Source organism: Micromonospora sp. NBC_01699 (assembly GCF_036250065.1).
Classification (GTDB): Bacteria; Actinomycetota; Actinomycetes; order Mycobacteriales; family Micromonosporaceae; genus Micromonospora_G.
Map to the genome: position 1 here is coordinate 4,873,973 of NZ_CP109199.1, position 12,151 is coordinate 4,886,123.

4 protein-coding genes (1 of these 4 only partly in view) are annotated in these 12,151 nt (G+C 72.0%); all 4 read right to left on the reverse strand.

The features are described from left to right. On the reverse strand, nt 1–8,486 hold the beginning of the coding sequence (locus OG792_RS20245; protein ID WP_329101150.1) for a non-ribosomal peptide synthetase. It extends 13,807 nt beyond the left edge of the window; only the first 8,486 of its 22,293 coding nucleotides appear in the window; it begins with the start codon at nt 8,484–8,486; its stop codon lies off the left edge, out of view. A 433-nt stretch (nt 8,487–8,919) separates the two neighbouring features. After that, nucleotides 8,920–10,104 carry a pyridoxal phosphate-dependent aminotransferase gene (locus OG792_RS20250; RefSeq protein WP_329101152.1) on the reverse strand — a complete coding sequence of 395 codons (1,185 nt, stop codon included), beginning with the start codon at nt 10,102–10,104 and terminating at the stop codon, nt 8,920–8,922. Between the two features lie 62 nt (nt 10,105–10,166). Next, the gene (locus OG792_RS20255; protein ID WP_329101155.1) at nt 10,167–11,057 is read right to left on the reverse strand and encodes a dihydrodipicolinate synthase family protein; all 891 of its coding nucleotides are present in this window, start codon (nt 11,055–11,057) and stop codon (nt 10,167–10,169) included. A gap of 127 nt (nt 11,058–11,184) precedes the next feature. Continuing rightward, a complete protein-coding gene (locus tag OG792_RS20260) occupies nt 11,185–12,012 on the reverse strand; it encodes a 2OG-Fe dioxygenase family protein (RefSeq protein ID WP_329101157.1) in 828 nt (275 codons plus the stop codon). Nucleotides 12,013–12,151 lie beyond the last annotated feature (139 nt).

Genomic DNA, 12,151 nt, shown 5'->3' on the forward strand with positions numbered 1-12,151 from the left:
GAAATGACGTGCAACTCATGCCCCGCCACCATCCACAACAACCCCTCCCACGACGTGTCAAAAGACAACGACGCCGTCAACGCCACCCGCAACCGACGACCCACAAAACCCGCCATCGTCCCCGCACGATGGAACGCAAACAAATTCCGCAACCCACCATGAGTCACCACCACACCCTTCGGCCGACCCGTCGACCCCGACGTATAAATCACATACGCCGCCGACTCCGCACCCACCACCACCGGCAAAGAATCGGACGACACAGCCGCCCATTCCACGCCGACCCCCGGATCGTCCAACGCCAAGACCGGAACACCCGCCGGCACGGCGCTCACCGACTCCGACAACGTCACGACCACCACCGGCGCCGCGTCCGCCACCATCAAATTGATCCGCTCAACCGGATACTGCACATCCAGCGGCAGGTACGCCCCACCCGCCTTCAACACCGCCAGAATCGCCACCACCACGTCCACATCCCGTGGTAGCAACAGACCCACCACCGATTCCGGACCCACTCCACGACCGACCAACAACCGGGCCAACCGATTCGCCCGCCGATCCAACTCCACAAAACTCAGAGCCACCTCCCCACACACCACCGCCGTCGCCTCCGGCGACAACACCACCTGAGCCTCGAACACCTCCAACACCAACGGCGCCCCCACCGCCACCGCAGTCTCGTTCCACTCCACCAACACCCGCCGCCGCTCATCAACATCGAGTACGTCCACGGCATTGACCGGTGACGTCGGGTCGGCCAGCACGGTATTCAGGACGCGGATGAAACGCCGCGCGAGCGTCTCGACCGTCGCCGGGTCGAACAGGTCCGCGGCGGCGACGAGGATGCCGCTCATACCGGTCGGTGCGCCTGCGTCGTCGAAGGTCTCGCCGAACGTCACGTCCAGGTCGAACTTCGCGGCCGGCGTCGCGTGGGGCAGGGAGTCGGCGGCCGTGCCCGACAGCACCAGCGCGGCGTCGGCGGTGTTCTGGAGGGTGAGCATCACCTGGAACAGCGGGTTGCGCGCCATCGACCGGGCGGGGGCCAGTTCCTCGACGAGTCGTTCGAACGGCACGTCCTGATGCTCGAACGCCGCCAGGTTCGTCCCGCGTACCCGGGTCAGCAGTTCGGCGAACGAGGGGTCGCCGGAAACGTCGGTGCGCAGCACCAGCGTGTTGACGAAGAAGCCCACGGCGTCATCGAGGGCGGCGTCGATGCGGCCGGCGACCGGCGCACCGATCGGCAGGTCGGTGCCGGCTCCCAGCCTGGACAGCAGCACGGCGAGGGCGGCCTGGAGCACCATGAACACGGTTGCGCCCTCGGCCCGGGCCACGTCGCGCAGTCTGGTGTGCAGTTCGGCCGGCAGCGAGAGCGGCACGGCGTGGCCGGTGTAGCCGGCGGCCGCCGGGCGGGGCCGGTCGAACGGCAGGTCGAGCTCCTCGGGCGCGCCGGCGAGCGCCTGCCGCCAGTACGCGACCTGCCGGGACAGCAGGCTGTCCGGATCGTCGGCCGCGCCGAGCAGGTCGCGCTGCCAGAGCGCGTAGTCGGCGTACTGCACGGGCAGCGGCTTCCACAGGGGTGCGCTGCCCTGCCGGCGGGCGGCGTAGGCGATGGAGAGGTCCCGGGCCAGCGGCTCCATCGACCAGCCGTCGCCGGCGATGTGGTGCACGACAATGGCGAGCACCTGCTCGTCCGGGCCGGTTTCGAACAGCCAGGCCCGGATCGGCACCTCACGGGAAAGGTCGAACGGGTACGACGCCGCGGCGCTGACCGTCTCGGCGACCGCTTCGGGTGCCACCGACCGGACGGACAGCTCCCACGGCAGGTCCTCGGGGTCCAGCACCCGCTGGTACGGCTCGCCGTCGGCGGTGACGACGACCGTACGCAGCACCTCGTGCCGGCCCAGCACGTCACGCAGCGCGGCGCCCAGCGCGGGCCGGTCGACCGGTCCGGACAGCCGCAGCACGACCGGCATGTTGTAGGTGCCGGACGGCCCTTCCAACTGCCCGATGAACCAGAGCCGGTTCTGGGCGTACGACAGTGGCAGACGCTCCGGCCGCTGCCCGGCCACCAGCGCGGGGCGCGCGGTGCCGGCGCTGCTCAGTCGTTGCGCAAGCCGGGCCGGGGTGGGCGCGTCGAACAACGCGGGCAGCGGGACCTCGACGCCGAACAGGCTCCGGACCCGGCTGATCAAACGCACTGCCAGCAGCGAATGCCCACCCAGGGCGAAGAAATCGTCGTCCGCCCCGACCCGTGGCAGGCCCAGTATCTCGGCGAACGCGGTCGCCACCAGGTCGGCGCGCGGATCCACGCCACCACGACCGGCACCCACCGACAGCACCGGCGCCGGCAGCGCCGCCCGGTCCAGCTTGCCGTTCGCCGTCACCGGCAACACGTCGAGGGCCACCACGGCGTCCGGGACCATGAACTTCGGCAGCCGCCGGCCCACGAACTCCCGTACGCCGTTGCCGTTGCCACCCACGACATAGGCGACCAGCTTGTCGTCACGCACGACGACGGCCGCCCGGACGACGTCCGGGTGCGCGGCCACCACGGCCTGTACCTCGCCCAACTCGATCCGGAAGCCACGCAGCTTCACCTGGTCGTCGGCGCGGCCCAGGTACTCCAGCCGCCCCTCGGCATCCCAGCGCACCAGGTCACCGGTGCGGTACATCCGCTCACCCGGCTCGTGGGGGCAGGCGACGAACCGCTCGGCGGTCAGCCCGGCCCGGTTGACGTAGCCCCGGGCGAGCTGCGCCCCGGCGAGGTACAGCTCACCGGCCACCCCCGGCGGCACCGGGCGCAGCGCGGCGTCCAACACCAGCGTGCGGGTGTTGGCCACCGGTCGGCCGATGAGCGGCCGCTCGCTGTCGGCCACGTCGAGCCAGACCGCGTCGACCGTCGCCTCGGTGGGGCCGTAGAAGTTCACACACCGCACACCGTCGGCGGCCCGGAACGCGGACCACAACGACGCGCCGACCGCCTCACCACCGAACATGACAATCTGCGGCGCGACGGCCAGCAGGCCGTCAGCGACCAGTTCCTCGGCGTACGTCGGCGTGACGTCCAAGAAGCCGATGCCGTGCTCACGCACGTAGCCGACCATCGCGGCCGGATCACGGCGGGTCTCGTCGGCGATCACGTGCAGCTCGTGCCCGGCAACCATCCACAGCAACGCGTCCCAGGAGGTGTCGAACGACAGCGACGCCGTCAACGCCGCGCGTACCCGACCGGACGCTCCGGCGAACAGCCCGAACCGGTGCAACCCGAACAGGTTGCGCAGATTGCCGTGCGTGACCGCGACGCCCTTCGGCCGCCCCGTCGAGCCCGAGGTGTAGATGACGTAGGCGAGGTCGCCGGCCCGCGTACCGACCGCCGGCGGACCGGGGGGCGCCGCCGCCAGCTCCGCCGCGACGCCCGCGTCGTCGAGCGGGAGCGTCGGCACTCCGGCCGCAGCGAGTCCGGCGAGCGCCGATGACGTCACGACCGTCGTCGCGGCCACGTCCGTGACCAGGAAGGCAATCCGCTCGGCCGGGTACTCCGGATCGATCGGCAGGTACGCCCCACCGGCCTTGAACACCGCCAGGATCGCCACCACCGCGTCCAGCCCGCGCGGCAACAGCACGCCCACCACCGACTCCGGACCGACACCTCGGCCCCGTAACACCTGCGCCAGCCGGTTCGCCCGCTCGTCCAGGTCGGCGAAGCTCAGGGCCGCGCCCTCGTACACCACCGCCGTCGCGTCCGGCGTCGTCGCCGCCTGCGCGGTGAACACCTCCGGCACGAGTGGCGCCGCCACCTCGACGGCCGTCTCGTTCCACTCGACCAGCACCCGCCGCCGCTGGTCGATGTCGAGCACGTCGACCCGGCCGAGGGCGATGTCCGGTCCGCCGTCCAGCACCGCCTCCAGCGCGGCGACCAGCGCGCCGGTCGCTGTGCCGAGTTGCGCGCCCACGGCCGCCGGGTCGATGGGGGCGACCGCCTCCACCTCCACCGCCAGGCTGGCGCCGTCGTCGTCGACCGAGACCGACAGCGGGTAGTTGGTGTACTGCTCGGTGACGAGTACGCGGATGCCGTCGACGGGCTGCGCCGCTCCGGTCGGCGCGTTGTGCCGGTAGTTGAACAGCGCGGTGAACAGCGGCGTGTTGGCCGGGACACCGCTGGCCTGCTGGGCGGTGGCCAGCGAGGCGTGCTCGTGTTCGAGCAGCCCGGCGAGTTGGTCACGCATCGCGTCGACCGCCGCTCGTACGCCGACGCTCGCCGTACGGACCCGCACCGGCAGGGTGTTGATGAACGGGCCCGGCACCCGGTCGGCGCCCGCGCCGCCGTTCATCCGGCCGAACACGACGGTGCCGAACACCACGTCGTCACGGCCGCTGACCGCGGCGACGACCCGCGCCCAGGCGACGTGCAGGACGGTCGCCGGGCTGACCGACAGCTGCCGGGCGACCCGACGCAGCCGCTCGTCCAGGTCCGCCGGCACCGGGGTGACCGACCGGGTCAGGGCGGTGCCGTCGCCGTGCACGTCGAGCACCCCGTACGGGGCGGTCGGTTCGTCCACGTCGTTGAGTAGCGCGGCGAAGTAGCGCTCGTGGGCGGCGGTGTCCGTCGCGCCGCGCGCCCGGGCGACGAAGTCGCGGAACGGCAGCGCGGCCGGCAGCGCGGCCGGCAGCGCGGCGTCGGATCCGGACAGCACCGTACGGACCTCGTCGAGCAGCACCTCCAGGCCGAGGTGGTCCTGGGACAGGTGGTGCACGCGGACCAGGCCGAGCCAACCGGTGCCGTCCGGCTTCGCCGCGACGTGCAGGTCGAGCAGGGGCGCCCGACCCACGTCCATCCTGCGGCCGGCGGCCACCCGCAACGCCGCCACCGGGTCGCCGGCATCCACGGCGACCGTCACCACCGGCAGCGTCGCCCGTCGCCAGACGACCTGCACCGGCTCGGGCAGGCCGTCCCAGACCACCGAGGTGCGGTAGATGTCGTGCCGGTCGATCACCCGTTGCAGGGCGGCGGTGAAGTCGTCCAGGCGCCGCCGGGTGTCGAACTCGACCACGGTGGGCGTGACGTACGCGTCGACCCCACCCGCGGTGAGCAGGTGGTGGAACAGCAGTCCCTCTTGCAGCGGGGCGAGGGGGTAGATGTCGGCGACGTTCCCGGCGCCGCCGTCCACGGTGGCGACGATCCGGTCGAGCTGCTGCGGGGTGAGCGTGACCAGCGGCAGCATCTGCGGCGTCAGCTCGGTGGCGCCGGCCGGGATCGCCCGCGGCGGGACCGGCGCCTGGGCGGTGATGTCAGCCGCCGCCCGCGCCAGGCCGGCCGGGGTCGGCGTCTGGAACAGGGCGCGCACCGGCACCGACATCCCCCGCTGGCGCAGCCATTCGACCAGCCGGACGACCAGCAGGGAGTGCCCGCCGAGGGCGAAGAAGTCGTCGTCGACGCCGACCAGGGGCAGGCCGAGTACGGCGGCGAAGCCGGCGCACAGCAGCTCCTCCCGGGCGTCCGCCGGTGCGCGGCCGGCGCCCGCCGCCGCGGCGAAGTCGGGGTCGGGCAGCGCCGCACGGTCGAGCTTGCCGCTGACCGACAGCGGAAGCGTGTCCAGGGCGAGGACGGCGGCGGGGACCATGTAGTCGGGCAGGACGGTGGCGACGTGCGCGCGGACCGCCGCCGGCAGCGCGGCACGGTCGGCGCCGTCGACCGGTACGACGTAGGCCACCAGGCGTCGTTCGCCGGCCGGGTCCTGCCAGGCGACCGCCGCTGCCTGGGCGACCTGCGGGTGGCCGGCGATCGCGGCGCGCACCTCGCCCAGCTCGATGCGGAAGCCGCGCACCTTGACCTGGTCGTCGTCGCGGCCGAGGAACACCAGTTGCCCGTCCACGGTCCAGCGGGCCCGGTCGCCGGTGCGGTACAGCCGTGATCCGGCCGGATCGAACGGGTCGGCGACGAACCGCTCGGCGGTCGGCGCCGGGCGTCGCACGTAGCCACGGGCCAGGCCGGAGCCGGCAACGTAGAGGTCCCCGGCCACGCCCGGCGGCACCGGGTTGAGCCATCGGTCGAGCACGTACATCCGGGTGTTGGCGATCGGCCGGCCGACCGGCACGGTGCCGCCGGCCACCAGCTCCGGGGTGAGCCGGGTGGTGGCCACGCCGATGGTGGTCTCGGTCGGGCCGTAGTGGTTGAAGATTGGGCGCTCACCGGCGGCTTCGATGAGCTGCCGGACCCAGCCGGCGGGCGCCGCCTCGCCGCCGAGTACGAGGGACCGGGCCGGAATCACCGCGGCGACGCCACGGGATGCCGACAGGGCGGCCAGGTGCGACGGCACCGCCTTGAGGTGGTCGATGCGATGCCGGGTCAGGTAGTCGGTGACCGCGGCCGGGTCGGTGCTGGCGTCCTCGCCGAGCACGTGCAGCTGCCCGCCGTGGACCAGGCTGGCGAACAGTGTGGTGTTGCCCAGGTCGGTGGTGTGTGCCTGGAGCAGGGCGTACCGGCCGCCGGCCGCGCCGAAGCCGACCCGGTCCGGGACGGACGACAGGTAGTTCGCCAGCGACGCGTGGGTCACCGCGACGCCCTTGGGGGTGCCGGTCGATCCGGAGGTGTAGATGACGTACGCCAGCGCATCCGCAGACCCGCTGACCCGGGGTGACGTGGCGTCGGCGGCGGCGATCGCGGCGACCACCGCCGGGTCGTCCAGCACCAGGGTGGGTACGGCCGCGCCGGTACGGTCGCCGGCGGTGTTTGCCGTGCTCGGTACCACCGCCGCAGCGGTGTCCGCCGTGCTCAGTACGACCGCCGCGGCGCTGTCGGCCAGCAGGAACGCCTGCCGCTCGGCCGGCTGCCGGGCATCGATCGGTAGGTATGCGGCGCCCGCCTTCCACGTGGCCAGGATCGACACGATGGTGTCCACGCCCCGGTGCAGCCGGAGCGCCACCACCGACTCGGGGCCGACGCCGAGCGTCAGCAGGTGCCGCGCCAGCCGGTTGGCCCGTGCGTCCAACTCGGCGTAGGACACCTCGACGCCGTCGCAGACCACGGCCGTCGCGTCCGGGGTACGGGCGACCTGCGCCTCGACCCGTTCGATGACCGAGGCGGCGGGCAGCGCGACGGCGGTGTCGTTCCACTCCTCGATCACACGGCGCCGCTCGTCGGCGTCGAGCACGGTGAGCGCGCTCAGCCGGACGTCAGGGTCCCCGGCCACCGTGTCGAGCAGGCCACCGAGGCGGTCCGCGAGCCGCTGCGCCGACCCGGCGTCGAACAGGTCCGCCGCCACGGTGATCCAGCCGGTGATGCCGGCCGGCTGCCCGGCCGGGTCGTACGTCTCCGACACGCTCACGCTCAGGTCGAACTTCGCCGGGTCGGGCCCGGCGGGCAGGTCGACGACCCGCACACCGTCCAGGTCGAGGACCGCTTCCTCCTGGTTGAGCACGGTCAGCATCACCTGGAAGAGCGGGTGCCGGGCCAGCGACCGGGCGGGGGCCAGCTCCTCGACCAGCCGCTCGAACGGCATGTCCTGGTTGGCCAGCGCCCCCAGCCCGTTCTCCCGGGCCTGCCGTACCAGCTGGGCGAACGTCGGGTCGCCGGACAGGTCGCTGCGCATGACCAGGGTGTTGACGAAGAAGCCGACGAGGTCGCGCAGCGCCACGTCGGTACGCCCGGCGACCGACACGCCGATCGGAATGTCGGTGCCCACGCCCAGCCGGGACAACAGCGCCGCCAGGGCCGCCTGGAGCACCATGAAGACCGTCGCACCCTCGGTACGGGCCACGCGGCGCAGCCGGGTGTGCACCGCCGCCGGCACGGTCACCCGGACGCTGTGCCCGCGATGGCTGGCCACCGCCGGTCGCGGACGGTCGACCGGCAGGGTCAGCTCCTCCGGCATACCGGCCAGCGCTGTACGCCAGTGGGCAAGTTGGCGGGACACGATGCTGTCCGGGTTCCGGTCGTCGCCGAGCAGTTCCCGCTGCCACAGGGCGTAGTCGGCGTACTGCACCGGCAGCGGTTCCCAGTCCGGCGCCGTGCCGGCGCACCGCGCCGCGTACGCGACGGAGACGTCGCGCGCCAGCGGGCCGCGCGACCAGCCGTCGCTGGCGATGTGGTGCGTGACGACCACGAGGGCGTGCTCGTCCGGGCCGGCGGAGAACAGCCACGCCCGGATGGGCACCTCGCAGGACACGTCGAAGGTTTGCTCGGTCGCGGCCTCGGCCGCCTCGGTCAGCGCCTGCGGGGCGTCGGCGGGCAGGTCGACGACCCGCAGTTCCCAGTCCAGTTCCTCGATGCCGACGATCCGCTGCACCGGGTCGCCGTCCACGGTCGGGAAGACGGTGCGCAGCGACTCGTGACGTCCGATGACGTCGCGCAGCGCGGCGGCCAGCGCCTCCCGGTCCACCCGTCCGGACAGCCGGAGCGCGACGGGGACGTTGTACGTGGCGCTGGGCCCGTGCAGCTGCTCGATGAACCACAGCCGGCGCTGGGCGAACGACAACGGGATCATCGTGACTCCTTCTGGCATCGCATGCCCGCGACGCCGGCCTCGCTGGATGTTCGGTTCCTTGTACGGACACGCCGCGAACGGGCGCGGTCCCGGTCGACTGCGGTACACCGCGGGTCCGGTCGCGCTCCGACGGACCGTGGATACGGGAGTCCCGGCCCGCCGGGGTGACGACGGCGACGCGCTCGACGGCCCGCATCCGGAGCCATCATCTGGGCGCGGACCGGATTCGTCACGAGGTAAGCCCTGCCAACCGCGGCGGGCTGCGGAACCCCCGTCGACCGGGTATCGGGCCATCGACCGTGGACCCGCGTACGGCGATCACCGCCGCGCCGCCGGCCGTCCGACGTGGTCGGTTTCGGCGAACGCGTCCAACTGCTGCCCGTCGACAGTTGAACCGACCCGGCCGGCGTACGGATTCGGTTGGAGCGGTCCGTCAGCGCCGTCCGCCGACGGCGGCGGCGTGCGTGAACGTGACCAGACGGCGTACGCCCTCCTCCAGGGCACTGTCGTCGGCGGTGAGGGAGACCCGTACCCAGCCACCGCCGCGCGCGCCGAAGGTGGAGCCGGGGGCGACCAGCACCCGCTGCGAGCGCAGCAGCTCGCGGGTCCAGTCCCAGTCACCGCCCTGGCCGCCCTCGTCGGGCGGCGGGTCGGTGACCCGGGCGAAGACGTAGAAGGCGCCCTGCGGCTCGACGTACGGGATTCCGGCGTCCCGCAGCGTCCGGGTAACGCTGGCCCGCCGCCGCAGGAGGCTGGTCCGCAGGTCGGTGACCACCTGCTGCGGTCCCTGGAGGGCGGCCACGGCACCGGCCTGGGCGGCGATGTTCACGCAGCAGATCGACATCTCCTGTAACCGGAGGCAGAGCGCGGCCAACGCCCGTGGCACCACCAGGTAGCCCACGCGCATGCCCGGGATCGCGAAGGTCTTGGAGAAGCTGAAAGAGCTGATGACGCGTTCGCCGTCGAGGGCGGCCGGGCTGAGGTGGCGGCCGGTAAACCGGAACGACTCGTAGCACTCGTCGGAGATCACCCACAGGTCGTGTCGCCGGGCCAGCTCGACGACGCCCTGCATGGTCTGCGCCGACAGCACCACGCCGTGCGGGTTGGCCGGCGAGTTCACCACGATGGCAATGGTGGCCGGGCCGATGCTGCGCTCCAGGTCGGCGAGCTGCTCGGCGGCGGAGTCGTCGGCCGACAGCGCGTAGGGCCGCGCCACGCCGCCGAGCGACCGGGTCGCCATCGCGTAGTTCGGCCAGCCCGGGTCCGGCACCAGCACCTCCTGCCCGGGTGCCAGGATCGTGGCCAGCGCGAAGTGGACGCCCTGGGCGGCACCGGCAGTCACGACGATCTGCTCGGTGCCGACCCGGATGTCGTTCTGTCGGGCCAGTTTGGCCTGGATCGCCTCGACCAGGTCCGGTTCGCCGCGGTTCGGCCCGTAGCGGGCGGCGCCCCGGCGTACGGCCTGTTCGACGGCGGTGACCACGTGGTCGGGCGAGGGGTGGTCCGGCGCCCCGATGTGCAGGGCGATCTCCGGTCCCGGTATCTCCTGAAGCCACTCGCTGATGGCCCGGAAGCCGGACCGGCCCACCGCCTGCGCGTACGCGCCGACTGACGGCATCTATACCTCCTAAGGGTTTCTCCGCCAGCTCGGCGACCGTGACGAACGGCCCGCGGCGTGGGTCAGAGCACGTGCAGCCGCTTCATCACCATCAGCAGTTCCTCGCGCGACTCGGGGTCGATCCGACGCAGCGGTGACCGGACGTGGGCGCTGGCTATCACGCCCATGGCCGCCACCACCTCCTTGAAGCGCGCGATGAAGTTCCGCTCGGGGATGGAGATGGCGACCATCGCCGGGAGCAGCGTGTTGGTGAAGATCGTGTACGCCTCGTCCAGGTCGCCCCGGTGGTACGCCTCGTGCACCGCCATGACCTCGCGGGGCTGGATGTTGCCGGTGGCGATCGTGCTGCCGACCGCACCGGCCCGGAAGGTGCTCAGCAGCGCGCTGTCCTCGCCGGCGAGCGGGACGACGCCCGGCGCCAGGCGGAGGATGTCGCTGGCCCGCTCCGGGTCGGTGAACGCCAGCTTGGCGTACTTCACGTTGGACGCCCGCTTGGCGACCTCGGCGACGACCTCGGCCGGAACGGGGATCCTGCCGGCACCGTCGTACAGCATGATCGGCAGGTCGGTCGACCGGGCCACCGTCGTGAAGTGCTCGATCTGCGCCGCCGGCGACAGGTCGAAATAGAGCGGGGGCAGCACCATCAGACAGTCGGCGCCGGCCTCCCGCGCGGCCTGGCTGAGTTCGATCGCGGCGGCGGTGCCGTCGGCGCCGACGCCGACGGTGACCGGCACCCGGCCGGCGACCCGGGTCACGACGTTGCGCATGACCTCGACCCGCTCGGCGGTGGACAGGGTGAAGAACTCGCCCGTCGTGCCCAGCGCGATGATTCCCTGGATGCCACCGCCCAGCACGAAGTCGATGAGCGACGCCATCGACTTGTGATCGAGCTCTCCGGAGTCGTCGAACGGGGTCACCACGAGGGTGTTGGCCCCACCCGGTACGAGGTCCATGATGCGTCCTCTCTTCTTCGTGTACCGCGGGCCGGACGGACCGCGGCGCCGCCGGGCGGAGACCGCCGGCAGGTGCCGGCCGGGGACCGTCTCGACGGGAACGTCCGTGGATGCAGCGGCCGGAAGCTCAGAAATCAGGTACGAAGGGCGCGACGCCGATGATCAGGATCGAGCGCTGACCGGGGCCCGGGGATTCGTCGCCCAGCCGCACGGCGCTGACGTGGTGGCTGACCCGGTGGTCGTGCACCACGTACGTGTCCAGCGGCTGGGTCAGCGTGAACTGGGCGTGGATCGCCTCCGGCGCGAGTTCCTCGGGCTGTCGCCCGGCGCTCTCCGGGGTGGCGATGACGTTCTCGCCGCCGACCACGTTGTGGCAGTCGACCAGGTGCGCGAAGGTGAACATGGTCGCCCCGCCGTCCTGGTGCAGACAGTTCGGCGACGAGACGGCGGCCTCGCCCGGATTGTGCACGGCGAGCTTCACCATATGCAGCCCGATGTAGATCGGGGTTCGGGTCAGCTCCTCAAGCCACTGCACGCGGGCGACGTCCGACCGGAGGATCTGTAGCAGCAGCGGATTCACCCGGAGCTCGTCGGGCACTTCCGGAAAGCGCCTACGCAATTTCGTGAAATCCGGATTGTAGCGACCCTGATAGTATTCCGCGACGGATCCGTACACGTCGTCCGAAACGCCGGGAATCCAGAACAGACCGTCATTCCACGGCAGATACACGAGCTGTGAGTACCGGCGGAAACGGTTGCTGCCCGGCGCGTAAGAGTCCGGTGGAAGGTCGGCGAAGGCGGCAGCTAGCTGCCGGAACCCCTCCGGGTGCTCGTCCGCCGAGAAGCCGAAGTCCGCAGCCCGGCCGCGGGCGAAGCCGCGTTCGGCCAGGCTGTCCGCATTCGCGTCCGGGCGATCCGGTAAGACCAAAGTCGTCTCGGGTCGACTCCCGTCCATGAATTGCCCCTCTCTCGGTCTGCTTACGCCTCACCGACGGTGACAAGAATTGGTCGACAGCAGTGAATCACGTCTTTGATGCGGTGGCCAGGAATCGTACGCGGACAATTGATCGGGCGTAGACGCTCACGACGGTGTC

Excerpts from the sequence above, each read along its gene's own strand:
- OG792_RS20250 (WP_329101152.1), bottom strand. The coding sequence starts at position 10,104 with ATGCCGTCAGTCGGCGCGTACGCGCAGGCGGTGGGCCGGTCCGGCTTC.
- OG792_RS20255 (WP_329101155.1), bottom strand. The coding sequence starts at position 11,057 with ATGGACCTCGTACCGGGTGGGGCCAACACCCTCGTGGTGACCCCGTTC.
- OG792_RS20260 (WP_329101157.1), bottom strand. The coding sequence starts at position 12,012 with ATGGACGGGAGTCGACCCGAGACGACTTTGGTCTTACCGGATCGCCCG.